At 71.5% G+C, this 26,315-nt stretch carries 27 protein-coding genes and 2 tRNA genes; 17 read left to right on the top strand and 12 right to left on the bottom strand.

Going from position 1 to position 26,315, the window contains the following annotated elements:
• Window positions 1–35: 35 nt before the first annotated feature.
• The 6 genes from ACXNSR_RS18930 to ACXNSR_RS18905 all read right to left on the bottom strand — a co-directional run bounded on the left by ACXNSR_RS18930 (window position 36) and on the right by ACXNSR_RS18905 (window position 3,242).
• Window positions 36–572 (bottom strand): hypothetical protein, encoded by a 537-nt coding sequence (locus tag ACXNSR_RS18930; RefSeq protein ID WP_458643139.1) that lies wholly within the window; start codon window positions 570–572, stop codon window positions 36–38.
• Window positions 569–1,156 (bottom strand): hypothetical protein, encoded by a 588-nt coding sequence (locus tag ACXNSR_RS18925; RefSeq protein ID WP_458643138.1) that lies wholly within the window; start codon window positions 1,154–1,156, stop codon window positions 569–571. The genes ACXNSR_RS18930 and ACXNSR_RS18925 overlap by 4 nt, the downstream gene beginning before the upstream one ends.
• Window positions 1,156–2,352, bottom strand: coding sequence for a recombinase RecT (locus ACXNSR_RS18920; RefSeq protein ID WP_458643137.1), 1,197 nt, complete (start codon window positions 2,350–2,352; stop codon window positions 1,156–1,158). The genes ACXNSR_RS18925 and ACXNSR_RS18920 overlap by 1 nt, the downstream gene beginning before the upstream one ends.
• Window positions 2,349–2,750, bottom strand: a complete 402-nt coding sequence (locus ACXNSR_RS18915; RefSeq protein ID WP_458643136.1) for a hypothetical protein — start codon at window positions 2,748–2,750, stop codon at window positions 2,349–2,351. The genes ACXNSR_RS18920 and ACXNSR_RS18915 overlap by 4 nt, the downstream gene beginning before the upstream one ends.
• Window positions 2,751–2,817: 67 nt before the next feature.
• Entirely contained in the window at window positions 2,818–3,033 is a 216-nt protein-coding gene (locus tag ACXNSR_RS18910) for a hypothetical protein (protein ID WP_385572710.1), read from the bottom strand.
• Window positions 3,030–3,242: a hypothetical protein gene (locus tag ACXNSR_RS18905; protein WP_458643135.1), complete on the bottom strand. Its 213-nt coding sequence runs from the start codon at window positions 3,240–3,242 to the stop codon at window positions 3,030–3,032. The genes ACXNSR_RS18910 and ACXNSR_RS18905 overlap by 4 nt, the downstream gene beginning before the upstream one ends.
• 342 nt (window positions 3,243–3,584) lie before the next feature.
• Here ACXNSR_RS18905 and ACXNSR_RS18900 point away from each other — a divergent pair, with 342 nt between their 5' ends.
• The 4 genes from ACXNSR_RS18900 (at window position 3,585) to ACXNSR_RS18885 (ending at window position 7,785) form a co-directional block, all read left to right on the top strand.
• Window positions 3,585–4,031 (top strand): helix-turn-helix domain-containing protein, encoded by a 447-nt coding sequence (locus ACXNSR_RS18900; protein ID WP_458643134.1) that lies wholly within the window; start codon window positions 3,585–3,587, stop codon window positions 4,029–4,031.
• Window positions 4,032–4,055: 24 nt separating this feature from the next.
• Window positions 4,056–4,436: a hypothetical protein gene (locus ACXNSR_RS18895; protein ID WP_458643133.1), complete on the top strand. Its 381-nt coding sequence runs from the start codon at window positions 4,056–4,058 to the stop codon at window positions 4,434–4,436.
• Window positions 4,433–6,058 carry a recombinase family protein gene (locus tag ACXNSR_RS18890; protein WP_458643132.1) on the top strand — a complete coding sequence of 542 codons (1,626 nt, stop codon included), beginning with the start codon at window positions 4,433–4,435 and terminating at the stop codon, window positions 6,056–6,058. Before ACXNSR_RS18895 ends, ACXNSR_RS18890 begins: the two co-directional genes overlap by 4 nt.
• 77 nt (window positions 6,059–6,135) lie before the next feature.
• The gene (locus tag ACXNSR_RS18885) at window positions 6,136–7,785 is read left to right on the top strand and encodes a long-chain fatty acid--CoA ligase (protein WP_458643131.1); all 1,650 of its coding nucleotides are present in this window, start codon (window positions 6,136–6,138) and stop codon (window positions 7,783–7,785) included.
• Between the two features lie 10 nt (window positions 7,786–7,795).
• Here the strand turns inward: ACXNSR_RS18885 and ACXNSR_RS18880 are convergent, their stop codons facing one another.
• From ACXNSR_RS18880 to ACXNSR_RS18870, 3 genes are all read right to left on the bottom strand, one after another.
• Window positions 7,796–8,371, bottom strand: coding sequence for an antibiotic biosynthesis monooxygenase (locus ACXNSR_RS18880; RefSeq protein WP_458643130.1), 576 nt, complete (start codon window positions 8,369–8,371; stop codon window positions 7,796–7,798).
• Window positions 8,372–8,384: 13 nt separating this feature from the next.
• Window positions 8,385–11,726, bottom strand: a complete 3,342-nt coding sequence (locus ACXNSR_RS18875; protein ID WP_458643129.1) for a response regulator — start codon at window positions 11,724–11,726, stop codon at window positions 8,385–8,387.
• A gap of 120 nt (window positions 11,727–11,846) precedes the next feature.
• Window positions 11,847–12,272, bottom strand: a complete 426-nt coding sequence (locus tag ACXNSR_RS18870; RefSeq protein WP_458643128.1) for an SSI family serine proteinase inhibitor — start codon at window positions 12,270–12,272, stop codon at window positions 11,847–11,849.
• Window positions 12,273–12,460: 188 nt separating this feature from the next.
• Between ACXNSR_RS18870 and ACXNSR_RS18865 the strand changes: the two genes are divergently transcribed.
• The 3 genes from ACXNSR_RS18865 to ACXNSR_RS18855 all read left to right on the top strand — a co-directional run bounded on the left by ACXNSR_RS18865 (window position 12,461) and on the right by ACXNSR_RS18855 (window position 13,432).
• A tRNA-Ser gene (locus ACXNSR_RS18865) sits at window positions 12,461–12,551 on the top strand.
• Window positions 12,552–12,781: 230 nt separating this feature from the next.
• Window positions 12,782–12,854 (top strand) — tRNA-Arg (locus ACXNSR_RS18860).
• A gap of 212 nt (window positions 12,855–13,066) precedes the next feature.
• Window positions 13,067–13,432, top strand: coding sequence for a PH domain-containing protein (locus ACXNSR_RS18855; protein ID WP_458643127.1), 366 nt, complete (start codon window positions 13,067–13,069; stop codon window positions 13,430–13,432).
• Between the two features lie 12 nt (window positions 13,433–13,444).
• On the opposite strand, the gene ACXNSR_RS18850 is transcribed toward ACXNSR_RS18855, so the two are convergent.
• The gene (locus ACXNSR_RS18850) at window positions 13,445–14,356 is read right to left on the bottom strand and encodes an SMP-30/gluconolactonase/LRE family protein (protein WP_458643126.1); all 912 of its coding nucleotides are present in this window, start codon (window positions 14,354–14,356) and stop codon (window positions 13,445–13,447) included.
• A gap of 107 nt (window positions 14,357–14,463) precedes the next feature.
• On the opposite strand from ACXNSR_RS18850, the gene ACXNSR_RS18845 reads away from it, so the two are divergent.
• From ACXNSR_RS18845 to ACXNSR_RS18805, 9 genes are all read left to right on the top strand, one after another.
• The gene (locus ACXNSR_RS18845) at window positions 14,464–14,898 is read left to right on the top strand and encodes an Lrp/AsnC family transcriptional regulator (protein ID WP_458643125.1); all 435 of its coding nucleotides are present in this window, start codon (window positions 14,464–14,466) and stop codon (window positions 14,896–14,898) included.
• Window positions 14,895–15,788, top strand: a complete 894-nt coding sequence (locus tag ACXNSR_RS18840; protein WP_458643124.1) for a DUF2797 domain-containing protein — start codon at window positions 14,895–14,897, stop codon at window positions 15,786–15,788. Before ACXNSR_RS18845 ends, ACXNSR_RS18840 begins: the two co-directional genes overlap by 4 nt.
• 138 nt (window positions 15,789–15,926) lie before the next feature.
• The gene (locus ACXNSR_RS18835) at window positions 15,927–16,265 is read left to right on the top strand and encodes an antibiotic biosynthesis monooxygenase family protein (RefSeq protein ID WP_458643123.1); all 339 of its coding nucleotides are present in this window, start codon (window positions 15,927–15,929) and stop codon (window positions 16,263–16,265) included.
• On the top strand, window positions 16,249–17,130 hold the full coding sequence (locus ACXNSR_RS18830; protein ID WP_458643122.1) for an amidohydrolase family protein: 882 nt from the start codon (window positions 16,249–16,251) through the stop codon (window positions 17,128–17,130). The genes ACXNSR_RS18835 and ACXNSR_RS18830 overlap by 17 nt, the downstream gene beginning before the upstream one ends.
• Before the next feature lie 148 nt (window positions 17,131–17,278).
• Window positions 17,279–18,046 (top strand): response regulator transcription factor, encoded by a 768-nt coding sequence (locus ACXNSR_RS18825; RefSeq protein ID WP_458643121.1) that lies wholly within the window; start codon window positions 17,279–17,281, stop codon window positions 18,044–18,046.
• Entirely contained in the window at window positions 18,046–19,584 is a 1,539-nt protein-coding gene (locus tag ACXNSR_RS18820; protein WP_458643120.1) for a sensor histidine kinase, read from the top strand. Before ACXNSR_RS18825 ends, ACXNSR_RS18820 begins: the two co-directional genes overlap by 1 nt.
• Window positions 19,585–19,609: 25 nt before the next feature.
• Window positions 19,610–20,878 (top strand): glycosyltransferase, encoded by a 1,269-nt coding sequence (locus ACXNSR_RS18815; protein WP_458643119.1) that lies wholly within the window; start codon window positions 19,610–19,612, stop codon window positions 20,876–20,878.
• Window positions 20,875–23,067, top strand: coding sequence for an ArnT family glycosyltransferase (locus ACXNSR_RS18810; RefSeq protein WP_458643118.1), 2,193 nt, complete (start codon window positions 20,875–20,877; stop codon window positions 23,065–23,067). The genes ACXNSR_RS18815 and ACXNSR_RS18810 overlap by 4 nt, the downstream gene beginning before the upstream one ends.
• Window positions 23,068–23,156: 89 nt before the next feature.
• Complete coding sequence (locus ACXNSR_RS18805; protein WP_458643117.1) at window positions 23,157–23,837, top strand: TetR/AcrR family transcriptional regulator; 681 nt, start codon at window positions 23,157–23,159, stop codon at window positions 23,835–23,837.
• Here ACXNSR_RS18805 and ACXNSR_RS18800 read toward each other — a convergent pair.
• A complete protein-coding gene (locus tag ACXNSR_RS18800) occupies window positions 23,827–25,392 on the bottom strand; it encodes an MDR family MFS transporter (RefSeq protein ID WP_458643342.1) in 1,566 nt (521 codons plus the stop codon). The genes ACXNSR_RS18805 and ACXNSR_RS18800 overlap by 11 nt on opposite strands.
• Window positions 25,393–25,466: 74 nt before the next feature.
• Window positions 25,467–25,859, bottom strand: a complete 393-nt coding sequence (locus ACXNSR_RS18795; protein WP_458643341.1) for a MarR family winged helix-turn-helix transcriptional regulator — start codon at window positions 25,857–25,859, stop codon at window positions 25,467–25,469.
• Between the two features lie 218 nt (window positions 25,860–26,077).
• Between ACXNSR_RS18795 and ACXNSR_RS18790 the strand changes: the two genes are divergently transcribed.
• The gene (locus ACXNSR_RS18790) at window positions 26,078–26,314 is read left to right on the top strand and encodes a hypothetical protein (RefSeq protein ID WP_458643116.1); all 237 of its coding nucleotides are present in this window, start codon (window positions 26,078–26,080) and stop codon (window positions 26,312–26,314) included.
• Window position 26,315: the final 1 nt, after the last annotated feature.

Here is a 26,315-nt window from a genome sequence, read left to right as displayed (position 1 = left end):
GCGCGGGCCGGCCTCGCCCCGGGGCGGCGCGGGACCTAGTAGGGGCGGGTGCGTGCGGGCTGGTGCTCGTCGCAGCGCCAACCGCACGGGTACGGGCGAACCGTTTCTGCGCCGCACTTGGGGTTCCCGTGTTCGCACGGGGTCGGCTTCTTGGCCCGGTTGTTGCAGGCGGAGCAGTACCGGCGGCCGTCGGCCCGGTGGCGGCCGTGTACGGCCTGGTCGTGGTCGCATGACGGGGCGCGGTGCTGCATGCCGGTGATGCTGGCGAGGGCGGCGCGGTCGCGCTGGCGGGTCGTCCGGTCGTCGACGTGTCCGGGCTCGCAGCACTCCGGGACGTCGCACGATGCCTTGACCTGCCCGACGGGGGCGCGGCCGGTGCGCAGGATGAACGCGGCCTGCCGGGCGGTGTACTGGACGGCCGCGTACTGGAAGCGGCCGATCCCGTGGCCGTTGACTCCGGCGGTCCACAACCGGTGTCCGTCCGCCGTGGTGCGGGTGCGGGCGGCGAAGGCTTCGGCCAGACCTGCGGGGGCGGCCGGCAGGGAGTCGAGCAGGGCGGCGGCGGTGGTCACGGGGTCGACTCCGTCTCGGGTGCGGTGAGCGCGGTCATGTATCGGGTGAGGGCGCCGGAGCGCCACGCTTCTCCGACGGCGGCCTTACCGGTGTCGGCCTTGCCGGTCTTCTTCCACAGAAGGGTGTGAGTCCGGGCACGGGTGGGCTTGATGAGTACGCCCGGTACGTCGTGCACCTCGCCCGTGTCCGTGTCGTGGATCTGCGCGGCCTGGGCGGCGTCCATCTGGGCGACCAGCTCGGCGAGCTTCCACGGCTTGACCTCGCGGATTACCCGGACGGTCGTCCACTGCTCGTCGGGGTAGGTCTTGTGCAGCCATCGGGCGAGGGCGTCCTCGTCGGTGACGACCGGGCCGGTTGCCCCTACCCGCAGTGAGATCGTGGCGACGGTCTCGCCGTTGGGCAGGGTGGCGGCGACCCGGTCGACTCCGTCGCGCTGGGCGGCGGCGTCCAAGGCTCCCTGCATGCGCTTGCGGACGTCCTTCTTGGCATCCGCGACGCGTCCGGCGAGCAGGTCGAGGGCGGCCTCTTCGATGGCGAGTTCGCGCAGGGACGGGGCGGGCGTCTCGGTGGCGGTGTCGGTCATCACGCGGCCTGCCGGGCGAGGTCGAGCAGGTCGTCGCGCATGGCGCGCAGCTGGTCGATGGTCGCGGTCTGCGGTGCGCACTGGTGGACGGACGCGAACGCCTGGTCGGTCTCGGCATGGTCGACGAGTCCGGCGTCACGGGCGGCGTCGTACATCTCGCCGAGCGCGGCGGCGCGCTCCTGGTCCTCGTCGGAATCCGCGGTGAGGGTGGGCGCGGCCGGGCGAGGCTCGTCGGGCTTCTTCGCGCCCGGCTTGGTGCCTCCGATGGTGGCGAGGCGGGCCAGGTGCTCGCGGTCGGCCCCGGCGATCTGCGCGGCGTCGTACAGCTTGCGGACGGCGGCGACGTCGTCCGCCCCGTGGGCTTCGAGGATGTCGTCGAGCTGGGAGAGGTACGGGCCGGGCGCGCCCTGCTGGCGGGCGGCGGCGACGATCGCGGCGAGGGCGGCCTCGTCGGCGGTGGCGGCGGCCTCGGCGAGGTAGTCGCGGGCGGGGCCGGCGGGCGTCTCCTGGGCGTTCTGCTGGAGCACCGTGGCCTGCTGCCGTACGGGCGTGGTGACCCGCTCGACGATGACGGGGTTGCCTTCCTGGTCGACGACCTCGCCCAGTTCCTCCGGGGTGTAGATGGCGCCGTGCAAGACCTCGGGGCACGCGGAGCGCACGGCCTCGGCTATGGCGCGGCTGCGGAGCATGGCGCGGGGGTACTTCTCCCACGGCTGAGGTTGGTTCTTCTGGTCGCGGGAGTACGGGCGGCCGTTGCGGAGTTCGCACAGTCCGGCGGTGACGGCGTCGTCGAGGGTCCACTCGATGACGGTCTCGTCGTCGGGGTCGTCGTGCCGCATGATGCGGACCTCGCACCGGTCGCGCTCCGACTTGATGCGGACGCGGTGACCGGCGGTGCGGGCACGGCCGAGCATCAGATCGGCGGACTGGGTCGGCTTGCCCTTGATCACGTGAATGGTGGTGATGGTGGTGACGACGTCGAGGCCGAGTGCCCGGCCGTACTCCATCGCCCACAGGACGGATGCCGGCTGCTTGCGGTAGGCGTCCGGGAGGAGCGGGGTAGCCGCCAGGGACTCGCAGAACTGCCACGCCTCGTACGGGCTCATGTGCGAGAGGGAGAGGGCCCCGCCGCGCTGGAACGGGACGAGCGCACCCGGGTTGGGGGCGTGGGCGGCGGGGAGAGTGGTCACGGTCATGCGCTGTACCTGTCCTTGGTGAGGCGGGAGAAAGCGGCGAGCTTGGTGACGCGGGTGGCGTACGTGATCGCGTCATCCGGGGTGAGCCGTACGTCGACCTGCGGGGCGCTGGGCAACTCGTCGAGCAGGGCCTCGCGGGTCGCGTCGGCCTGGGCGGCCCGGCTCTCGCGTTCGTGCTCCGACATGGCATTGCTGCACTCGGCGAAGTCGTGGCGCGCCACGTGGGCGGCGTGTGCGGCGAGCAGGTAGCCAATACCGATGGGGTCCACGGCGTAGGCGAGGGCGAGGTCGTCGAGCAGCGGGGCGAGGCGGTCGGCGATCGGCCAGCGAACGGCGGTGCCGTCTGCGGTGAGCTGCGGGGCGATCATCGGCAGGCTCGGGATAGCGTCTGGGGACACGTCTTTCTCCTGTGGTGGGCGTGTGTGGGGCCGTTCCGGGTCGAGTCCGGGGCGGCCCTCTTGCGGTTCAGGCGGCGGCGCGGTGCGGGGCGTTGGCCTGCTCGGCGGCGCGGGCGGCGGCCTGCTCGGCGGCTATCTCGCGCTCGATGCGGCGCAGTACCAGTTCCTTGGCGGGGTCGAGCAGACCGGCGGCGCGGGCGCGGTCGCGCCGCTCGCGGGCGGCGTCGAGGGCGCGGCGGGCGTTGATGTAGCACTGCTCGCGCGGGATCACCTGGCCGTTCATGCGGCGATCTCCTGGGCGATCAGGGCGTCGGAGGTGAGGCCGTAGGCGCGCTCGATCGCGGCGAGCCCGGCGGGGCTGGGGATGTTCCGGCCGGTCACCCACCGGTAGACGTTCAGGTACGGCACCTCCAGGTGCCGGGCGATCTCGGCCGGGCCGTGGTGCCCCCGGGCCTCCGCAGCGGCTATCAGAGCCTCAGATGCAAAAGACATGGCAAATTCCTCCCGTGACACGAACTGGCGTTCTGTGTTCGTTGACAGGAACCTAGCATGTTTCTGTCACTCGTGACATGAGTTGAGAGTGCAACAGTTCGGTTTCGAACAACGCGTTAGATCCGGACGTAACTGGTCAGTACGGCCCCGAACTGCTGCGCACCGTGAACTGACGATTACGCAGGTGACAGGGGGTGGGTGCGGCCGTACACTCGACTCGAAAGCCCGTTCGAACAGGAGTCGCAGCGAACCGCGCACGCGTCCAGGACCGGGGAGGGGGGCGGGCTATGCTCTTGCCGAGTTCAGGACACTTCTTTCTGTCACGCGCGATACATTTCACGTATGACAGAAGATCGCCACGCCCACACGCCGCAGACGTTCGCCGCATGGCTGCGCGAGATGATGGCCCGACGGGGTTACGTCGAGCGAGGTAGCCAGGGGAGATTTGCCCGCGACGCAGGGATGCCCGAAGGCAACCTGTCCCGGGTCCTTCGCGGACAGCCCGGGTTGCCAGACATCCGTACGACCCTCACGCCCATCGCCCTTGCCCTCGACGTCCCGCTTATCGAAGTTCTCGTACGCGCGTCAGTCCTGAGCGAGGACGACGTCGCCGCCCTCACGAACGCCCGACTAGAGCCCATGCCCATCACCACGGAACGGGCGGCGGCCGAACTCGGCATCAAGAGCCCCGAGGGCGTCGCCATGTTCGACCGCACGGTGCGCGGCCTGCTCGCCACCGAACCGCCCACACCTGCCAACAGCACCACGAGCGACCGCGCCAGCGGCTAGCACTCAGGAAGGACCATCACCGCCATGATGATCACTCGCGAACAGATGACCAACGCCACGGCCGGCGCCGTACTCCTGAGCAGCACCGCACTGGTCGTTCAGGGAGCCACCAGCAATCCGCGCACCGGGCGCGCATGCATGGCTATCCGGGTGGCCTTCGGTGCTCTGGCGCTCGTGACCATCGCCCGCAACTTCCGAGCACGCAAGCAGGCCGACGACACCGCCAACAGCGCCCTACGAGAGGGCTACTCGCTTGGACTCATCCACGCCACGAACGGGCTTGTGCTTATCCCCCGCGACGACAGCGACGGCCAGGGCGCCCCCGCACAGGACGCCACAGCCACCCTGTCCGCAGTCCCCCCGCAGAAGAGCGCAGAGGGACCCACCAACGGGAAGCCACAGTGACCCAGACCCCTATACCCGCAACATTCCGCGGTGCCCCAGACGACGAGGACGGCGAGCCCTGGCTCGCGTACATCCGCGTCAGCACGTGGAAAGAGGAGAAGATCAGTCCCGAACTCCAGCGGGACGCAATCAGCCAATGGGCGCGGCGCACAGGCCGGCGCATCATCGGATGGGTGGAAGACCTCGATGTCTCGGGGCGCCACTTCAAACGCAAGATCATGGCGTGCATCGAGCGCGTCGAGCACGGCGAAGCACGCGGCGTAGCCGTCTGGCGGTACAGCCGATTCGGCCGCGACCGCACCGGCAACGCGGTCAACTTGGCGAGGCTCCAGCAGGCCGGCGGGGAACTCGAATCCGCAACGGAACCCATCGACGCCACGACGGCGATCGGTCGTTTTCAGCGGGGCATGATCCTCGAATTTTCGGCGTTCGAGAGCGACCGCGCCGGGGAGCAGTGGCGCGAGACCCACGACCACCGCCGCTACAAGCTGCGGTTGCCGGCCCAGGGCCGCAAGCGGTTCGGGTACGTCTGGCACCGCCGTTATGACCCCGTCACCGGCACCCTGCAAGAGGAGAAGTACGAGCCTGACGAGACCGTCGGGCCCGTCGTCGCCGAGCTGTACCGCGCCTATGTCAATGGCGACGGATTCAGCAAGCTGTGCGGCCAACTCAACCGCGACGGCCACCGGACCACACTGGGCGCCATGTGGCAGGCGGACAGCCTCAAACGCTACATGGACAGCGGTTTCGCCGCCGGACTCCTAACCGTCCACGACCCCGAGTGCAGGTGCCGCAAGACCGACGGGACGTGCAAGAACCACATCTTCATCCAGGGCGCCCACGAGGAGCTGATCGAGTTCGACCTGTGGGAGGCATACCGACAGCGTCGCAAGCACGTGAAGGCGACCACGCCGCGATCCCGGGTCGGCATCTATCAACTCACCAGCCTTGTGAAGTGCTGCGGCTGCAAGCTCGGCACCAGCATGAACACCGGCCGCCGAGAAGGAAAGAACGTCCCAGGGTTCTCGTTCCGATGCAGCATTCGCGCCAAGTCGGGTGCGACGGCCTGCGAGGGCATCCTCATTGAGCGGAAGATAGTCGAGGAGGAGGTTAAGAACTGGCTCACCCGAGAAGTCTCGCCCGGCATCGACACCGCGCCGCCGACTCACACCCCCGCACAGCAACGTGACCCAGGGAGGGAGGCCGCGAAGAACGTGGCCGCGCGAGCCCGCGCACAGGCCGAAGTCGACAAGCAGCGCCAGGCCCTCGCGAGACTCCGAGCGGACCGCGCCGCGAATCCCGACGACTTTGGCCCCGGAGAGTACGAGGAGACCGCCGACCTGATTCGGAAGAAGCGAGCCGAGGCGCAGGCACTACTAGACAGCACCCCGAAAGCGGAGCCCCTCCCGGATCGGGCGAAGCTCATAACGATCGCCCGGGGTCTACTCAGTGAGTGGGACTCTTTCGACCCGGTCGACATCAACATGGTGTATCGCCAGGTGATTCGCCGCGTAGCCATCAAGCGCAACGGCCCCGGTCCGGAAAACCACGAGATCGAGATACACCCCTGGTGGGACCCCGACCCGTGGCCGGCCCCCGACAAGAGAGCTACCGCCAGGTAGTGACATACCGCGTGGTACGTGCGCAGAATCGTCCCACCGTCGCGAAGGAGCGACAGCGCCCACCGGGAGGACGCCGCGTGTACAGCACCATGCAAGAGGTACCGCTCAACATCAGCCGGATTCTGGAGCATGGCCGGAGGATCCACGGCAAGTCGACCGTGACCACGTGGACCGGTGAGGCAGAGCCCCACCGCCGGACATTCGCCGAGATCGGCGACCGCGCCGCACAGCTCGCCAACGCGCTACGCGATGAGCTGGGCGTCGAGCCCGGGAGTGTTTTGGCGACACTGATGTGGAACAACGCCGAGCACGTCGAGGCGTACTTCGCGATCCCCTCCATGGGCGCGGTCCTGCACACCCTCAACCTGCGGCTCCCCCCTGAGCAGCTGGTCTTCATCGTCAACCACGCCGCCGACCGGGTGGTGCTGGTCAACGGCACGCTGCTGCCCCTGCTCGCGCCGCTGCTGCCGCACCTGCCGACCATCGAGCACGTGGTGGTCAGCGGCATCGGCGACCGGTCCGCGCTCGACGGCCTGAACGTGCGCGTGCACGAGTACGAGGAGCTCCTCGCGGCCGGCTCCGACAGCTTCGACTGGCCCGAGCTGGACGAGCGCCAGGCGGCCGCCATGTGCTACACCTCCGGTACCACCGGGGAGCCCAAGGGAGTCCTCTTCTCCCACCGCTCGGTCTACCTGCACTCCATGCAGGTCAACATGGCCGAGTCGATGGGCCTGACGGACCGGGACACCACTCTCGTCGTGGTCCCGCAGTTCCACGTGAACGCCTGGGGACTGCCGCACGCCACCTTCATGACCGGTATCAACATGCTGATGCCGGACCGCTTCCTGCAGCCCGCCCCGCTCGCCGAGATGATCGAGAAGGAGAAGCCCACGCACGCCGCGGCCGTCCCCACCATCTGGCAGGGACTGCTGGCCGAGGTCACCGCCAACCCGCGCGACCTGAGCTCGATGAAGCAGGTCACCATCGGCGGCTCGGCCTGTCCGCCCGCCCTCATGGAGGCGTACGACAAGCTCGGCGTCCGCGTCTGCCACGCCTGGGGCATGACCGAGACCTCGCCGCTGGGCACGATGGCCCACCCGCCGGCCGGCCTGAGCGCAGAGGAGGAGTGGCCCTACCGGATCACCCAGGGCCGCTTCCCGGCGGGTGTCGAGGCCCGGCTGATCGGCCCGAACGGCGACCTCCTGCCCTGGGACGGGGAGTCGGCGGGTGAGCTGGAGGTGCGCGGCAACTGGATCGCGAGCGCCTACTACGGCGGCGCGTCCGGCGAACCCTTCCGGCCCGAGGACAAGTTCAGCGCCGACGGCTGGCTGAAGACCGGCGATGTCGGCGTGATCAGCGCCGACGGCTTCCTCACCCTCACCGACCGTGCCAAGGACGTCATCAAGTCCGGCGGCGAGTGGATCTCCAGCGTGGACCTGGAGAACGCGCTGATGGCGCACCCCGAGGTCGCCGAGGCCGCCGTCGTCGCCGTCCCCGACGAGAAGTGGGGAGAGCGCCCGCTGGCCACGGTCGTCCTCAAGGAGGGCGCGAGCGTGAACTACACCGGTCTGCGCGAGTTCCTCTCCCAGACCGTCGCCAAGTGGCAGCTGCCGGAGCGCTGGACGTTCATCGAGGCGGTGCCGAAGACCAGCGTCGGCAAGTTCGACAAGAAGGTGATCCGCAAGCAGTACGCGGACGGCGCGCTGGACGTCACCAAGCTGGACTGACGATCACGGCCTATCCCCGGGTCAGCCACGGCCGCAGCAGCCTGCTGACCGCAGGCATGGCCACGTAGGTCATCAGGGTGCTGAACACGATGGCGAAGACGGCCGTCCGCAGTACGAAGTGCAGATCCACCAGGTACGGCCCGAGCACCGCGTTGCCGATCAGCGAGATCGGGAAGATGGCCAGCCCCGAGCTGATCGCCATCTTCCACCGCGGCGGCGCGGGCCGGGTCGTACCCGGCTTGGCGAACCAGGTCTCCATGCCGTGCAGTTCCCGGCGGGCTATCTCCGTGTGGTGGTGGCCGAGGCAGTTGGCGAACCACTGGGCCCGCTCCGGGGAGTCCTGCCAGCGCTGGAACGCGGCCTGATTGCGGAAGCGGTGGACGAGGAACCACGGCCCGCCCTCCGCCGCCGGCCTGAAGAGCCCGTACCCGAGGTGGTCCGGGAAGCCCGCGGCCGTCTCCAGGATGCCGTGGGCCCAGGCCTCGAAGGTCTCCTCGTGGCCGGGCTCCACCTGCCGTGCGATGAGCAGGTTCACCTCGCCGTTGTCGGCGGGGACGGTGTGCTCGCTCGTGTTGATGATGGCCATCGGCCCAGGATCACTAGTTGGTGCCGATCTTGGCCAGCAGGTCCACGATGCGGCCCTGGACGTCCGCCGTCGTGGACCGTTCCGCGAGGAACAGGACGCTCTCCCCGGAGGCGAGCCGCGGCAGTTCGGCCGGGTCGATGCCGGTCGCGGTGTAGACGACCAGAGGGGTGCGGTTCAGCTGCCCGTTGGCGCGCAGCCAGTCCACGATCCCGGCCCGCCGGCGGCGCACCTGCATCAGGTCCATGACCACCAGGTTGGGCCGCATCCGCGTCGCCAGTTCCACGGCGTCGGTGTCGGCACCCGCCCGTGCGACCTGCATGCCGCGCCGCTCCAGGGCGGCGGTCAGCGCGGTCGCGATCTCGTCGCGCTCCTCGATCAGCAGCACCCGGGAGGGGTGCTGCTCGCTGTCACGCGGCGCCAGCGCCTTCAGCAGCACGGCCGGATCGGCGCCGTACGCCGCCTCGCGCGTGGCATGCCCCAGCCCGGCCGTGACCAGTACGGGGACCTCCGCGGCCACCGCCGCCTGGCGCAGGGACTGCAGGGCCGTCCGGGTGATCGGCCCGGTCAACGGGTCGACGAACAGCGCGGCGGGGAACGCGGCGATCTGCGCGTCCACCTCCTCGCGGGAGTTCACGATCACCGGCCGGTAGCCGCGGTCGCTCAGCGCCTGCTGGGTCTGCACGTCGGGCGCGGGCCACACCAGGAGCCGGCGCGGGTTGTCCAGGGGCTCCGGCGGCATCTCGTCGTCCACGGGCTGCGGTACGGGCCGGTTGACCACCTCGACGGCGCCTCCCGGGCCGTCCAGCGGCTCGGGGCCCTCGTCGGCGCCCGCCTCGGGCGCTCCTATCGCGAAGGCGCGGCCCTGCGGGGCGGGCTCGGCGAGCCGTCGACGACGGCCGGACCCGGAAGCCGCACCGGACCCGGAGGCCGGGCCGGAGCCGCCCGGGTCGACGGAGATGCCCTGACCGAGGGTGCCGAGGGCGCGCACGCTGATCGGCTGCGCGGCCTGGCCCTCCGCAGAGGTGTCCTGCGGCCGACGCGCACCGGGGAGCGCGACCTGGCCGGAGGCGTCGGCCTCGGGAGCGGTACGGGCCGCGGGAACCGGCCACGCCGGGGCACCGGCCAGCGCGCGGCGGCGTCCGGTCGGGTTCTCGGCGGTGGCGTCGGGCTGCGCCGCAGGGGTGGCAGCGGCGGTGCCGGCGGCCTCGGGCTCGGCGCCCGGGGCGCCCAGCACCCGGCGTCCACGCCGCCCGGCCGGTGCGTCGGCATCGGAGTCGGGCGCGGCGGGAGCCGGTGTCGGGCCGGCGGGCGTCGGGCCGGCGGGCAGTGCGAAGCCGCCCTCGGGGGCGATGGGCCGCGCGGGAACGGGCGCCGGCCCGAGCCCCGTCACGGGGACGGGTCCGCCGGGCTGCGCCGGACCGGCCGGACCCAGGGCCCGGCGTCGCCCGGCGGGATGCTCGGTCACCGGAACCGGGGGCACCGTGGGTACGGGCGGGAGCGCGGGCATGGCGGTGCCCTGCGGGGGCACGGGCCGCCCGGGCCCTTCGTGCCCGTCGGCGCCCTCGGCCTCGCCGCTGCCGTCACCGGCCCGGCCGCGCCTGCGACCGGTGCCGAGTCCCGCAGGGTTCACCGGGGACTGCGCGAGTTCGGGGCCCGTCTCGGGCGCGTCGCCGACCTCGCCCGCGCGACGCCGTCCGGAAGGCAGCGCCAGCGCGCCACCGGCCTGTGCGGCCTGCGCCGCCTCGGGGCCGGTGGGTCCGTCGTCCAGGAAGGCGTCCACCCCACGCCGGCCGCGCCGGCCGCCGGAGACCTTGCCGGGGGCCGCGCCCCCGGCCGTCCCCGCACCGTCCGTGGCCGGACCGGCCTGGGGCTCCTCCGCAGGCTCGGGCAGGGTCACCGTCCCGGCACCCGAGCCGAGCGGGAGCTCCAGCACGTAGGCCCCGCCGGGCGCGCCCGGAACCTCCACCGTCTGCAGCACGCCGCCGTGCGCGGCCACGATCCCGCGCACGATCGGCTCGTGGACCGGGCTACCGCCCTCGTACGGCCCGCGCACCTCGATCCGTACGACATCGCCGCGCTGCGCGGCGGCCACCACGATCGTCGAGTCGCTGTAGCCGCTGCCCTGGCGGGTCTTGCCGGTCGCGTCCACCCCGGCCACGTCCGCGACCAGGTGGGCGAGTGCGGTCGAGATCCGATCCGCGTCCACCTCGGCCTCGATGGTCGGCGCGTGGACGGCGAACTGCACGCGCCCCGGACCGATCAGCTCGACGGCCCCGTCGACGCCCGCCGTGACGACGGTGTTGATCAGGACCTTCTTCTTCGCGAGCCGGTCCCGGCCGGTGTCCAGGCGCTGGTAGCCGAGCACGTTGTCCACCAGCGCGGTCATCCGCGAATAGCCGGCGGCCAGGTGGTGCAGCAGCTGGTTGGCCTCGGGCCACAGCTGTCCGGCGTCGTCGGCGGCCAGCGTCGCCAGCTCGCCGCGCAGCTCGTCCAGCGGCCCCCGCAGGGATTCGCCGAGGACGGCCATCAGCTGTGCGTGCCGCGCGGCGAGGGCGTCGTAGGGCCGCCGGTCGGTGAAGGTCATCACGGCGCCGACGAGCTGCTCCCCGTCCCGTACGGGCGAGGTGGTCAGGTCGACGGCCACCGGCTGTCCGGCCTTGTTCCACAGCACCTGCCCGCGGACGCGGTGCTTGCGCCCGCTGCGCAGGGTGTCGGCGAGCGGGGACTCCTCGAAGGGGAAGGGAGAGCCGTCGGCACGGGAGTGCTGGATGAGGCCGTGCAGTTCGCGGTTGCCGAGGTCGGTGGCGCGGTAGCCGAGGATCTGGGCGGCGGCCGGGTTGACCAGGACCACCCGTCCGTCGGTGTCGGTGCCCACGACGCCCTCGGCGGCGGCGCGCAGGATCATCTCGGTCTGCCGCTGCGAGCGGGCCAGCTCGGCCTCGGTGTCCACGGTCTGCGAGAGGTCGCGGACCACGAGCATCAGCAGCTCGTCGCCCGTGTAGGCGGGTTGCGGCTCGCGGTAGGCGTCGCGTCCGTCGAGATGGGCGCTGGTGAGCTCGACGGGGAACTCGGAGCCGTCGGTGCGGCGCGCGATCATCCGCTTGGGTTTGGTGCGGCCGCCGTCGTCCTCGCCGGGCCGCCGCATGGAGCCGGGGATCAGCTTGGAGTCGAACTCGGGCAGGAGGTCGAGCACGCCCCGGCCGACGAGCCCGGTGCCGGGGCTCTCCATGATCTCGAGCGCGATCGAATTGGCGTTGACGACCGTGCCGTTGGCGTTGACGAGCAACAGCGCGTCCGGAAGGGCATCGAGTATTGCTGCGAGGCGAGCAGCGCCTCGGGATGGCCTGCTGCTCACGACGAGCTTCCTCCCTGACCAACAACTACCGGCAAGTCACGGGAGGAGTCTAAGGCCACAGGCCCGCGGTGAGGTGGCCGATGTGGGGTGGATACCGCCCATCCCGCGCATCCTCCCAGGTCAGGAACGCCCACTCGGAAGCAGAGGTTCCAACTCGTCCCAACGGCGGATTTCGCATCCGTTGGTCCGCCGGAACGTGGCGTCCACCTTGTAGCCGTTCCACGTTCCGGTGATCCGGGCGGTGGCGGGGCCTCCGTACTGCATGGAGCAGATCTGCCGCTGGGAGACGGGGGCGAAGGGGTCCTTCCCCTCGCGGGCGAACTGGTCCAGCCGGGCGCAGGCTCCTTCCGCCTCCGGGTGGTCGCCGCCGACGGGGCCGCATTCGAGCCGGTACTCCCGCTCCAGCCGGCGGTTTCCGGTGTCGGCCATGGCGATGGTGAGGCGGTCGGGCGTCGCCAGCAGCCGGCCCAGCGGGAGCGGGGGCAGCGGCCCGGCCACCGTGGCGGCCAGGGCGGAGGTGACGGCGAAGGCGGCGAGACTCAGCATGGGGCACTCCAGGTCGTCCGTACACGTCGTACGCCTGACCAACGACGCGGGCCCGCCGACGTTGCGTGCCGCGGCCGCTTTAAGGCTTTGCCCTCCGGCCGTCCCGCCTAGTACCGTGGGAGCGGATTGGTGAGGGGCCCTGCGCCTGTGTCATCATCTGCACGCACCTTCGTACGCGGGGGTGTGCTGGAGGCGTCGCCTAGTCCGGTCTATGGCGCCGCACTGCTAATGCGGTTTGGGTCTTACCGCCCATCGAGGGTTCAAATCCCTCCGCCTCCGCACCTCATCGAAGCCCCGGTCCTGACGGACCGGGGCTTCGATGCGTTTGGGCTTCGATGCGTTCCGGTCCGCTCCGCCTCCTGTCCTGTGCGAACCCCATCCGGATGATCTCCATCCAGGACGTTTTCGCAGGTCAGGAGTGGTTTGGGTAATGGATTTCGCGTCCCGGCGAGGTCCATGTATTGTTGTTCTCGCAAGGCCAACGGGGCGAAAAACCCCGGGAAGCCCAAGCACTCGTAGCTTAACGGATAGAGCATCTGACTACGGATCAGAAGGTTGCAGGTTCGAATCCTGCCGAGTGCACAGCAGGACAGAGGCCCTCAGGAGAAATCCTGAGGGCCTCTGTCGTATGTCCTGACGGTGCGGCGTCTCCTCCTTGATGGGGACGGGGTCCCCCGGAAGATGTCAGGGGTGGGATGGCTCCGGCGGGGGACGTGGACGAGGGGGCGTCCTCGGTACGGTTTTCGGAGATGGTTCGAAGCCGGGAATCCGGAGCCGGAAAACGGGGGGCACTCATGGGACTGTTCGGGAACGCGCACACGGTCGACCCCGTGTCGGCGCAGCGGGACTACGCGCGGCTGCTGGGGCAGGGGGAGCAGGTGCACGCCGCGTACCTGCTGATCCGGGACACGATCCTGTTCACCGACCGGCGGCTGGTGCTCGTCGACAAGCAGGGGATCACGGGGAAGAAGGTGGAGTACCACTCCATCCCGTACCGGAGCATCACGCACTTCTCCGTCGAGACCGCCGGGCACTTCGATCTCGACGCCGAGCTCAAGATATGGATATCCGGCGGCTCGGCGCCGATCGAGAAGACCTTCACCAAGGGTGTCGACATCTACGAGGTGCAGGCGATCCTGACCCAGTTCGTCGCGCGGTAGGCGGCCCGGTCCTCACAGGACCCGGGGCAGGCCGGTCACCGACATCACCAGGGAGTAGAGGGAGGTGGTGGCGGTGATGAAGAGGCGGTTGTTCTTGGCGCCGCCGAAGGCGATGTTCGAGACGGGTTCGGGGATGCGGAGCCGGCCGATCAGGGTGCCGTCCGCGGCGTAGCAGTGGACGCCGTTCTCCATCGCGGCCGCCCACAGGCGCCCCTCGTCGTCGAAGCGGATGTTGTCCACCCCGGGGCAGGTGGTGAAGACACGGTCGCCGGTGAGGGTGCCGTCGGCGGTGACCTTGAAGGCGCGGATGTGGCCGGCCCGGGTGTCCGCGGCGTACAGCTCGCTCTCGTCGGGCGAGAAGACCAGGCCGTTGGGGCCGAGGAAGCCGTCGGCGACCGTCCGGACCTCGCCCGTCGAGGGGTCGGCCCGGTAGAGGTTGCAGGCGCCGATCTCGCTGGGTGCGCGGTGGCCCTCGTAGTCGCTGGTGATGCCGAAGTCCGGGTCGGAGAACCAGACGGAGCCGTCCGAGCGGACGACGGCGTCGTTCGGGCTGTTGAGCCGCTTGCCGTCGACGCGGTCGGCGATGACGGTGAGGCTGCCGTCCGGTTCGGTGCGGGTGACGCGCCGGTTGCCCTGCTCACAGGTGATCAGGCGGCCTTCGCGGTCCAGGGTGTTGCCGTTGGAGTGGCTGGCCGGGGAGCGGAAGACGGAGACGGCGCCGGTCGCCTCGTCCCAGCGCAGCATCCGGTCGTTGGGGATGTCGCTCCACACCAGCTGCCGCCAGGCGGGCAGGTAGAGCGGGCCCTCCGCCCAGCGGCAGTCGCCGTAGAGCCGATCGAGCCGGGCGTCGCCGTTGGCGCAGTGGCCGGTCCGGAAGCGTTCGTCCAGAATCTCGTACAAGGTGAGGTCGGCTATGGCAGACATGATTCCCCCGGGAAAGGATTTTCTGAACTCTGTTCGGTCTGATGGTGAGATTGCAGGATCAGGTACTGTCTTCGCAAGGGTCGACAGGCCCATGAGAGGAAGATTGCGTGGACGACATCGACCGTGCGCTCGTCCTGCGCCTGCAGCAGGACGCCGGCCAGTCGTACGCCGCTCTCGGCACGGCCGTCGGGCTCTCGGCGGGGGCCACTCACGAGCGGGTACGGAAACTGCGCGAGCGCGGGGTGATCCGGCGGACCACCGTCGACGTCGACCCGGCGGCCGTCGGCAGCGGAGTCCTGGCCTACGTGATGGTCGACTCCAACGCCTGGATGGGAGAGTCCGGTGCCGACTTCGCCGCGATCCCCGAGATCCAGGAGGCGCACATCATCGCGGGCAGCGCGTCCGTGCTGGTGAAGGTGCGTACGGCGTCGACCGGACAGCTGCAGGACGTGCTGCGTCGGCTCTATGCCATCGAAGGCGTCAGCGGTACGCACGCCACCGTCGTGCTGGACACCTTCTTCGAGCGGCCGCTCCCGCTGTGACCTGGTGGTGCACCGGCATCCGGTGGAAGGACGGCCGCCCCGCCATCGGGTGGTACGGGGACGGGCGCGGCGAGCGGGTGAGCGAGCTCGCGTACGGGCAGCGGATCGCCTTCGCCGCGCGCGGGGAGCGCCACTGCCTCGGTGTGCGGCGGGCCGGGAAGCGGACGCCCTGCCCCACGGCGGACAGCGTGCCGGGCCGCGCCGGGAACGCGCAGTGCCCCGCGTGCGCCCGCCTCGACCGGTCGTTCTCCGTGGCGGCCGACACCAACGCCGCCGACCCGCGCACCTATCGGGTCTATCTGGCCTGGTTCGGTCCCGGCATGGTCAAGGTCGGGATCACCGCCGAGGAGCGCGGTTCGGCCCGGCTGCTGGAGCAGGGTGCGGTGGCATGGGCCTGGCTGGGGCGCGGTCCGCTCATGGCCACCCGGCGCACCGAGGAGCTGCTACGGGCGGCGCTCGGGGTGCCCGACCGGATCGCGTACGCCCGCAAGCGCGGCGTACGGGCCCACCTGCCGGCCGCGCCGGATTGGGCCCGGGAGGTCGCCGAACTGCACGCACGGGCGGCAGCGCTGGCCGGGTGGCCGGAGTCGCTGGAACGGCTGGAGTGCGAAGTGGCCGACCATGCCGTGGCGTTCGGGCTGGACGCCCTGCCGGGCCTGCCCGGGCCGGCGCGGGTGCTCACCGAGATGGTGTCCGGCGGGGCCGTCGTGGGCCGGCTGGCGGGCGCGGCCGGTCCCGATCTGCACCTCGCGGACGGACTCGTGGTGGACACCCGGCTGCTGGCGGGCTGGGAGCTCACGGCTCCCGGGGACGAGGCCGAGACCTCGGTCCCGACGGCGCCGGTCCCGTCCGCCGCCGTGGCTCCCGCCGAGCAGGACGGCCTGTTCTGACACCGGTGGACCGAGGCTCGGACCAGGCGCGGAGCACGGCTCGGATCATGGTGGGCAAGGTCAAAACTTGGATCCCTTTGGCCGTCCGGGGCCGATTCCGGTGGACATGCCGGGGGCTCTCCGCCGAGGGTGTTCGACATGAGCATTCAGCCGGTACAGGCGTTCGAACCGCCTTATGTCATGGCCGTTTTCAGCAACATCCGCACCGACGATGACAGCGGGTATCCCGAGACCCTCGCGCGGATGAAGGAGATCGTCGGGACCAACCCGGGATACCTCGGCTACGAGTCCGCCCGGACCCCCGGAGGCCTCGGTATCACCGTCGCCTACTTCCGCGACCACGATTCCCTCACCGCGTGGCGGAAGGACCTGGAGCACCAGGCGGCCATGAAGCAGGGCCGCGCAGACTGGTACGAGAGCTACACCCTGCACGTCGGGACCGTCGAGCGGAGCCACGGCTTTGTCCGCAACGGCTGAGGCCGTCCGCGCCTTCCGGGAGCGGCTCGGGCTGCCCGGACTGGTGGACGTCCACACCCACTTCATGCCCGAGCGGGTGCTCGACAAGGTGTGGGACTACTTCGACGCGGTCGGCCCGCTGACCGGCGTCGAGTGGCCCATCACCTACCGGCACGAGGAGGAGCAGCGCGTCGCGCTCCTGCGGGAGTTCGGGGTGCGGGCCTTCACCGCCATGCTCTACCCGCACAAACTGGCGATGGCCGCCTGGCTCAACGCCTGGTCCGCCGATTTCGCCGCCCGCACCCCCGACTGCCTGCACACCGCGACGTTCTTCCCGGAGGAGGGGGTGAGCGCGTACGTCCGCCGGGCCGTCGAGTCAGGAGCCCGGATCTTCAAGTCCCACCTCCAGGTCGGCGGCTACGACCCGAACGACGACCGGCTCGACCCCGTCTGGGGGCTGCTCGCCGAGGCCGGCCTCCCGATCGTGATCCACTGCGCCTCCGGCCCCGTCCCGGGCAAGCACACCGGACCCGAGCCGATCGCCCGGCTGCTGGCCCGTCACCCGAGGCTGCCGCTGGTCATCGCCCACATGGGCATGCCCGAGTACACCGACTTCCTCGATCTCGCCGACCGGTACGACGAGGTGCGCCTGGACACCACCATGGCCTTCACCGACTTCTCCGAGCGGATGCACGGCTTCCCGCCCGGGGATCTCGGACGCCTCGCGGACCTCGGCGACCGGATCCTCCTCGGTACCGACTTCCCGAACATCCCCTACCCCTACGAGCACCAGCTCGTCGCGCTCGAACGGCTCGGCCTCGGCGACGACTGGCTGCGGGCGGTCTGCCACGACAACGGCGCCCGGCTGTTCCGCCTGGACCACTGACGCCGCAGTCGCGTCCGTCCGGCACCGGCACCGGCACCCGCACCTGCACCCGCACCGGCGCCCCGCCCCTCCTCGCGGATGTCCTTTCTCAGGAAATTCACAGGAAGGCACAAGAACGCTCTCAGAGGCGCGGGACAGCGTGTTCGGTATGACTGCGACGACCACCTCCCATGCGTCCACGTCCACCAACCACCCCACGGCCCTGGTAGGGCCCGACGGCGGTCCCTGCCGGGTACTCGTCGTCGACGACGAGGCCTCGCTCTCCGAGCTGCTGTCCATGGCCCTGCGCTACGAAGGCTGCGAGGTCCGCAGCGCCGGCGACGGGGCGGGGGCGGTACGGGCGGCCCGGGAGTTCCGGCCCGACGTGGTCATCCTCGACATCATGCTTCCCGACATGGACGGCCTGGCCGTCCTCGGGCGCCTGCGCCGGGAGATCCCTCAGGTCCCCGTGCTGTTCCTGACCGCCAAGGACTCGCTGGAGGACCGGATCGCGGGCCTCACGGCGGGCGGCGACGACTACGTCACCAAGCCCTTCAGCCTGGAGGAGGTCGTCGCGCGGCTGCGCGGCCTGGTCCGCCGCTCCGGCGCCGCGCAGGCCGCACGCGGCGGTTCGGTGCTGTCCGTCGGCGATCTGCGGCTGGACGAGGACAGCCACGAGGTGGTGCGGGGCGACCAGGAGATCCACCTGACCGCCACCGAGTTCGAGCTGCTGCGCTACCTGATGCGCAATCCCCGGCGCGTGCTCAGCAAGGCGCAGATCCTGGACCGGGTGTGGTCCTACGACTTCGGCGGCCAGGCCAACGTCGTCGAGCTCTACATCTCCTACCTGCGCAGGAAGCTGGAGAGCGGCCCCGGGCTGCCCCGGATGATCCACACGCGCCGCGGCGCCGGTTACCTGATCAAGCCGGGCGAGTAGTGGCGCTCCGCAGGAACCGGCGACCACGCGGCCGCCGGCCCTGGTCGCTGTGCACCCGGCTCGTCGTCTCCGCCGTGGCGCTGATCGCCGTGGTGGGTGCGGCCATCGGGACCGTCACCACCTTCGCCCTGCGCTCGTACCTGGTCACCGAGCTCGACGACCAGCTGGAGGCTTCCGTGAGGATGGCCGTCCGGGCGCCCGGCGGGAAGCCGGCCCGGGAGAACGGCGCCGGCTTCGTCATGGCTCCCGGCAGCCCGCTGGACGCCGCCGGAATCCGGCTCGATCCCGCCGGGACCGTCCTCGGGACGGCCCGCAACGTCCGTGCCGAGGGATGGTCGGTGAGCCAGCCGCCGCCGCTGACCGAGGCCCAGGGCGAAGCCCTCGCCGAGGCCGCGCGGAAGTCCGCGCAGGGCAGGCCGGGGCCGGTGGACGCGGAGCTCCCGGGGCTCGGCAGCTACCGGGTGCTGACCTCCCACGAGGGGAGCCTCGCGCTCGGCTTCCCGCTGAGCGACGTCGACTCCACCGTGCGCACCCTGATCGGCGTGGAGCTCTGCGTCACGCTCGCCGGTCTGGTCGCGGCCTCCCTCGCCGGTCAGGCCCTGGTCGGCGTCGCCCTGCGCCCGCTGCGCCGGGTGGCCGCCACCGCCACCCGGGTCTCCGAACTTCCCCTGCACAAGGGCGAGCCCGCCCTCCACGAGCGGGTCCCGGACGCCGAGGCCGACCCCCGCACCGAAGTGGGCCAGGTCGGCGCGGCCCTCAACCGGATGCTGGGCCATGTCTCCTCGGCCCTCACCGCCCGCCAGCAGAGCGAGATGCAGGTCCGGCAGTTCGTCGCCGACGCCAGCCACGAGCTGCGCACGCCGCTGGCCTCCATCCGCGGCTACGCCGAACTGACCCGCCGGGGACGGGAGGAACCCGGCCCCGACACCCGGCACGCCCTGGGCCGGATCGAATCCGAGGCCACCCGGATGACCGGCCTCGTCGAGGACCTGCTGCTGCTGGCCCGGCTCGACGCGGGCCGCCCGCTGCCCACCGGCGACGCCGACACCGACCTGGCCCCGCTCGTGATCGACGCCGTCAGCGACGCCCGGGCCGCGGGCCCCGAGCACCACTGGCGCCTGAACCTGCCCGACGAGCCGGCACCGATCCGGGCCGACCCGGCCCGGATGCAGCAGGTCCTGGTGAACCTGCTCGCCAACGCCCGTACGCACACTCCTCCGGGGACCACCGTCACCGCGCACGTTTCACGTGAAACATCCGCCGTCCGGCTGCGGATCGAGGACGACGGGCCCGGCATCGCACCCGACCTGCTCCCCCGCGTCTTCGAGCGCTTCGCCCGCGGCGACGCCTCCCGCTCCCGCGCGGCGGGCTCCACCGGGCTCGGGCTGGCCATCGTCCAGGCCGTGGTCACCGCGCACGGCGGGCGGGTCGGCGTACGGAGCGAGCCCGGACGGACCTGCTTCGAGGTCCTGCTGCCGCACGCGCAGGCGGACCGCGGAGACTCACAGGCAGGGCACAGGCTCAGCACACAGCGGTGACAGGGCGCCCGGCGAATCTCGGAACATGCGAACCGACACCTCTCCCGGGGCCCTTCCGGCACGGGCGCCCCTCGCGCCCGTGCCCGGCGAGCCCGTCCTCGACGTGGTGATCCCTGTCTTCAACGAGGAGAAGGACCTCGGCCCGTGCGTCCGCAGATTGCACGAGCACCTCAGCCGGACCTTCCCCTATCCCTTCCGGATCACGGTCGCCGATAACGCGAGCACCGACCGCACCCCTGAGGTCGCACGAGGGCTCGTCGCCACGCTGGACGGCGTACGCAGCACCCGCCTGGAGGAGAAGGGCCGGGGCAGGGCCCTGCGCGAGGTGTGGTCCGGTTCCGAAGCCCCCGTCCTCGCCTACATGGACGTGGACCTCTCCACCGACCTCAACGCCCTGCTGCCGCTGGTCGCACCGCTGATCTCCGGCCACTCCGACCTCGCCATCGGCACCCGCCTGGCCCGGTCCTCACGGGTGGTGCGGGGCGCGAAGCGGGAGTTCATCTCGCGCGCCTACAACCTCCTCCTTCGGTCCTCCCTCGCCGCCCGGTTCAGCGACGCGCAGTGCGGATTCAAGGCGATCCGGCGCGAGGTCGCCGAGCGGCTGCTGCCGCTGGTGGAGGACACCGGCTGGTTCTTCGACACCGAACTGCTCGTACTCGCCGAACGGGCCGGGCTGCGGATCCACGAGGTGCCGGTGGACTGGGTCGACGACCCCGATTCCACCGTCCACATCGTCCGGACCGCCACCGAGGACCTCAAGGGCGTCTGGCGCGTGGGCCGGGCACTGGCGGTCGGCGCCCTCCCGCTGGACCGGCTCGCCCGCCCCTTCGGCGACGATCCGCGCGACCGCGCCGCGCTGCCCGGAGTGGAGGGCGGGCTCGCCCGCCAGCTGCTCGGCTTCTGCGCCGTCGGAGCGCTGTCCACCGTGCTCTACCTGTTCCTGTACTCCGCCTTCCGCGCCGGGACCGGCCCGCAGTTCGCCAACGGCGCCGCGCTGCTGCTCTCCGCGCTGGCCAACACCGCCGCCAACCGCCGGCTCACCTTCGGGGTGCGCGGCCCGGAACGGGCCGTGCGCCACCAGGCCCAGGGCCTCGTGGTGTTCGGCATCGGGCTGGCCCTCACCAGCGGCTCCCTCGCCGCGCTCGGGGCGGCCACCGCCGATCCCGCGCACAGCACCGAACTGGCCGTGCTGATCACCGCCAACCTCGCGGCCACCGTGCTGCGCTTCCTGCTCTTCCGCGCCTGGGTCTTCCCCGAGCGGCGCGACACTCCCGTGAAGGACGACATCCGATGACCACGGCAGCACCCTCGCTCTTCCCGGTCCCCGAGGCCCGCGCCGGCACCGGCAGCCGCGCGGCCACCGACCGCCCCCGCTGGGAGCTTCCCTCCCTGGCCGGGCTGCTGATCGCCACCGCCGTCCTGCTCCTGTGGGACCTCGGCTCCTCCGGCTACGCCAACTCCTTCTACTCGGCCGCCGTGCAGGCGGGCAGCGAGAGCTGGAAGGCCTTCTTCTTCGGCTCCTCCGACGCCGGTAACTCCATCACCGTCGACAAGCCCCCGGCGGCCCTGTGGCCGATGATGCTGTCCGTCCGGCTCTTCGGGCTCGGCTCCTGGCAGATCCTCGTACCGCAGGCCCTGATGGGCGTCGCGACCACCGGTGTGCTGTACGCCGCCGTGCGGCGCCAGTTCGGTCCCGGGGCCGGGCTGCTGAGCGGTGCCGCCTTCGCGCTGACGCCCGTCGCCGCGCTGATGTTCCGCTTCAACAACCCCGACGCGCTGCTGACCCTGCTGCTGACCGTCACCGTGTACTGCGTGCTGCGCGCCCTCGACGGGGCCCGCACCCGGTGGCTGGTCTGGGCCGGGGTGGCGGTCGGTTTCGCCTTCCTCACCAAGACCCTGCAGGCCTTCGTGATCCTGCCGCCGCTGGCCCTCCTGTACGCCGTCTGCGCACCCACCCGGCTGCGCAAGCGGCTCGGCCAGCTGCTGCTGGCGGGGCTCGCGATGGTGGTGGCCGGCGGCTGGTGGGTCGCGATCGTCGAGCTGTGGCCCGCCTCCTCCCGCCCGTACATCGGCGGCTCGCAGAACAACTCCTTCCTGGAGCTGACCCTCGGCTACAACGGCCTCGGCCGGATCAACGGCAACGAGACCGGCAGCGTCGGCGGCGGCGGCCGGGGCGGCGCCGGCGGCGGTGGCGGTGGCTGGGGCGAGACCGGCATCGACCGGCTCTTCGCGGGGAACATCGGCGGGCAGATCTCCTGGCTGCTGCCGGCGGCCCTGGTCCTGCTGGTGGCCGGTCTGGTGGTCACCTGGCGGGCCCGCCGGGCCACCGACTCCCTGGAGGGCATGGCCCGGGCGGCGTTCCTGGCCTGGGGCGGCTCGATGCTGATCACCGCGGTCGTCTTCAGCTACATGCAGGGCATCTTCCACGAGTACTACACCGTGGCGCTGGCGCCGTTCGTGGCGGCGCTGATCGGCATGGGGGCCGCCGTGCTGTGGGAGGAGCGGGGCGGCAAGGCCGCCGCGATCACCCTGTCCGGCACGATCGCGCTGACGGCGGTCTGGTCGTTCGTGCTGCTCGGCCGTGCCACCGGCTACCTGCCGTGGCTGCGCTGGGCGGTCCTGGTGGGCGGGCTGCTCGCCGCGGCCGCGCTGCCGTTCGCCGCGCGGGCCGGGCGCCGGGCGCTGCAGGCCACGGCGGCGCTGGGTGTGGCGGCGGTGCTGGCCGGGCCGTTCGCCTACTGCCTGACCACGGTGAGCACCGCGCACACCGGCTCCATCGTGACCGCCGGACCGGCGGTGGCGGGCGGCCGGGGCGGACCCGGGGGGATGATGGGCGGTCCTGGTGGACCGGGCGGCACGGGCCGGTTCGGCGAGATGCCCCAGGGCGGGATGCCGAACGGCGGGATGCCGAACGGCGGCCGACAGGGCGGCCGACAGCAGGGCGGTATGCCCCCGCAGGGCGCGATTCCGCAGGGCGCGATGCCGCAGGGCGGGATGGCCCCGGGCGGGATGCCGCAGGGTCAGGGCGGACGCGGCGGCGAGCGGTTCGGCGGCGGCGGCCAGGGTGGTCCGGGCGGCCTGCTGAACGGCGCCCGGGTGAGCGCGGAGGCCAAGAAGGCCCTCACCACCGGTGCGGACGCCTACACGTGGGCGGCGGCCGCGATCGGCTCCCAGAACGCGGCGAGCTACCAGCTGGCCTCCGGGGTGCCCGTCATGCCGATCGGCGGCTTCAACGGCAGCGACCCCTCGCCGACCCTGGAGCAGTTCCAGAAGTACGTGCGGGACGGGAAGATCCACTGGTTCATCGGCCAGAGCACCGGCGCCGGCGATGCCGAGGGCGGCATGCCCGGCGGCGGCCGGGGCGGCCCCGGCGGTCCGGGGGGCGGCACCAGCACGGAGATCGAGACCTGGATCAAGGCCAACTTCAAGGAGTCCACGGTCGGCGGGGCCACCTTCTACGACCTGACGGCCCCGACGACCTGATCCGGCGCGATCGGCAGGACACCCCCTAGCATCAAGAGGGCAGACCGGTCATTCCGGACTGATCCACCTGTCGTGAGGAGGGTGCCTGCATGGTGACCGCGGCCGATCCCGGCGAGATCCGGACCAGTGTGTGGCTGGCCGCCGGGCCCGCCGCACCCGCCAGACGCCGCAGCGAGGCACCCTCCGGGCTGGACCGGGACCGGATCACCGCCGCCAGCGTGCGGCTGCTCGATGCGGGCGGTCTGGCCCGGTTCTCGATGCGGCGGCTCGCCGCCGGGCTCGGGGTCACCGCGATGTCCCTGTACTGGTACGTGGACACCAAGCAGGATCTGCTCGAACTCGCCCTCGACCGCGCGCTCGGCGAGCTGAGGCCGCCGGCCGCGGTTGCGGAGGGGACGGCGGAAGGAACGGGGGAAGGAACGGCGGAGGGCGGCGGCGGGGCGGGCTGGCCGGGCCAGCTGCAGACGCTGGCCCGTGGCTACCGGCGGGTGGTGGCGGACCACCCGTGGGTGGCTCCGCTCGCCGCCGCGTTCCCGAACATCGGCCCGCACGCGCGGGCCTTCGACGCCGCCCTCCAGCGGCTGTTGGACGCCACCGGCCTGGTGGACGCCGCACGGACCGGCGCCCACCTGGCCGTCTCGCAGTTCCTGCACGGCTGCGGCGGGACGGTCCGGCGGGCGCCGGAGGGCGATTTCTGCCTCGCGCTCGACGTCCTGATCGCGGGCATCGAGGTCAAGGCGGGGGCCCGGCGGGTGCCGGCTAGGCCTTGACGGCGGTCTCGGCGGGGGCCGGCTCGTTCGACGCCGCGGCCGGGGCGTGGGCCGCCGGCTTCGACTTCAGGGCGACCTCCTTGATGAACACCACCAGGACCAGGCCGAGCAGCGCGAACGGGGCGGCGTAGAGGAAGACGTCGCCGACGCCGTGCCCGTACGCGGACTCGATGACCTCGCGGAACGGCGCGGGCAGCTTGTCCAGGTCGGGGATCCCGCCCCCGGCGGTGCCGCCGTGGCCCAGGGCCGCGGCCTTCGGTCCGAGGGCGGCGAGGCCGTCCTGGACGTAGTGGGTGACCCGGTTGGCCATGACCGCACCCAGCGCGGAGACGCCCACGGCGCCGCCGAGGGAGCGGAAGAAGGTGACGACCGAGCTGGCCGCGCCCAGGTCCTCGGGGGCCACCTGGTTCTGGGTGGCGAGGACCAGGTTCTGCATCATCATGCCGAGACCGAGGCCGGTCACCGCCATGTAGATCGCGATGTGCCAGTACGGGGTGTCGTACCGCAGGGTGCCCAGCAGCCCGAGGCCGGCCGTCAGCAGGACGCCGCCGGAGACGAGCCAGGCCTTCCACCGACCAGTCTTGGTGATCACCTGACCGGAAAGGGTGGAGGAGACGAAGAGGCCGCCGATCATCGGAATCGTGAGGATTCCGGACATCGTCGGCGACTCACCGCGGGCCAACTGGAAGAACTGGCTGAAAAACACGGTCCCCGAGAACATCGCGATGCCCACGAACAGGGAGGCCGCCGAGGCCAGGCTGATGGTCTTGTTGCGGAACAGCCGCAGCGGGATGATCGGGTCGCTCGCGCGGGACTCGACCAGGACGAACAGCAGGCCGAGCGCGACCGCGCCGCCCGTCATCGCCCAGGTCTGCCAGGAGATCCACTCGTAGGAGTCACCGGCCTGCGTGACCCAGATCAGCAACAGCGAGACGGCGCCGCTGATCAGGAAGGCACCCAGCCAGTCGACCTTGACGTCGCGGCGCACGACCGGGAGGTGCAGGGTGCGCTGGAGCACGATCAGGGCGATGACCGCGAACGGCACGCCGACGTAGAAGCACCAGCGCCAGCCCAGCCACTCGGTGTCGGTGATGACACCGCCCAGCAGCGGGCCGCCGACGGTGGCGACGGCGAAGACCGCGCCCAGGTAGCCGCTGTACCGGCCGCGCTCGCGCGGGGAGATCATCGCGGCCATCACGATCTGCGCCAGGGCGGAGAGGCCGCCGACGCCGATGCCCTGGACCACGCGGCAGGCGATCAGGGTGCCGGTGTTCTGGGACAGGCCCGCGACCACGGATCCGAGGACGTAGATCACGAGGGATATCTGGACCAGCAGCTTCTTGCTGAACAGGTCGGACAGCTTGCCCCACAGCGGGGTGGCCGCCGTCATCGACAGCAGGGCGGCGGTGACCACCCAGGTGTACGAGGACTGGGTGCCGCCGAGGTCGCTGATGATCTGGGGGAGGGCGTTGGAGACGATCGTGGACGACAGGATCGCCACGAACATGCCGAGCATCAGCCCGGACAGCGCCTTCATGATCTGCGGGTGGGTCATGGTCACGGAGGTGTCCGTGGCCGCGGGTGGGGTGCCTGTTGTCGTCTCCGACTGGGCCATGTCTTTCCTTACCTCTAGAAGCTCGATCGGAGTCGGGCCAGCAGGGTGTTGAGTACGTCGATGTCCTGGGGGGACCAGTCGTGGAGGGCTCTTTCCAGTGAGGCCGTGCAGCGGGCGCCGAGCTCGGCGAGCAGCGTCCGGCCGGCCGGGGTGAGCCGCAGGATCCGGCAGCGCGCGTCGCCCGGGTCGGTCTCGCGCTCGATCCAGCCGCGCTCGGCGATGTGCGTGACGTGCCGGCTGGTCACCGAGATGTCGACCCCCATGAACTCCGTCAGCCGGCTCAGCCGCATCTCCCCGTGCCGGTCGAGCAGGGTCAGGACGGCGGCGGCGCCGGGCGGGCAGTCCGGGGGCAGGCTGCGGGCGAGCTCGCGCTTGACCGCGCCGATTCCGGTCAGCTGACGGGCCAGCTCCGCGTAGGGAGCGGGCGGAGCGGGCGGAGCAAGTGGGGCGGGCGGGGCGGGTGGAGCGGTCGGGGTGTTCTGCTGGGTCGGAGCGGTCTGCACGGTCACCGGGGTCCCCCATCTTGTTGCTTCAGGCAACCATAGAAGCGCATGGTTGCTACAGGCAAATGAATCCGGGGGGTGGGGCGGTAAAGGAATCGGAAAACCGGCTAGGGTCCTGCTCCATGGCTGACAACCGCAACTCACAGGTCCCCGAGGGCAACTACGACCCCGCGGGCAGCACGCAGATGTTCAAGGCCTTCGTGGAGGAGGCCGCACCCGCCCGCCAGCCGGGTCCGGGCGCCCGTCAGCAGCGGCGCGCCGAGCAGCAGGCCGGGTCCTCGAACCCGACCGCGAAGATCGCACTGATCATCGCTCTCGTCCTCGTGATCGGCGCGGCCGCCTGGGTGGTCCTGCACTGAC

Source organism: Streptomyces sp. NC-S4 (assembly GCF_054353315.1).
Note: the sequence above shows the minus strand (reverse complement) of the source record. Positions and strands in the feature narration are given on the sequence as shown.